The sequence below is a fragment of the Streptomyces sp. NRRL S-378 genome (assembly GCF_000720645.1).
In the GTDB taxonomy this organism is placed as follows: domain Bacteria; phylum Actinomycetota; class Actinomycetes; order Streptomycetales; family Streptomycetaceae; genus Streptomyces.
In genome coordinates, this window is sequence record NZ_JOBX01000211.1 from 1 (window position 1) to 390 (window position 390).

Below are 390 nucleotides of genomic sequence, written 5' to 3' on the forward strand. Positions count from 1 at the left end.
GCAGGGCGGTATCAAGGCGGTGATCGGGCAGCTGGAGCAGGTGATCGCTGCGCGTGAGGCGCAGGTGGCGGCGGCGATGTCGGACTTCGCGGCGGACGGCGTGGCGGATGACTACCACGCCAAGGAACTGCGCTGGAAGAACGCCTCCCAGGAGGTCAAGAACATCATCCAGCTGCTGAACACGACCCTGGAGAAGAACGACGCGACGGCGCGCCAGACGCTGCAGCGCGCGAAGGCCGCGGTCGACAACATCGGCTGAGCAGCATCGTTTCAGCAGATCAGCAAGTGGGCGGGTCGGTAGGGAAGTCGGGTTCACGGGGGTGGATCGTCCATGACGTCGTGGGACATCAAGCCGCAGGGTGTGCAAGGGCAGTTGAAGACCGTCGGCGG

At 65.4% G+C, this 390-nt stretch carries 1 protein-coding gene; it reads left to right on the top strand.

Annotation, left to right across the window (positions count from 1 at the left end; translation table 11 throughout):
• Window positions 1-259 (top strand): pore-forming ESAT-6 family protein (locus IH80_RS0138535; RefSeq protein ID WP_030966579.1); only part of this gene is annotated, 259 nt, incomplete at its 5' end.
• Window positions 260-390: the final 131 nt, after the last annotated feature.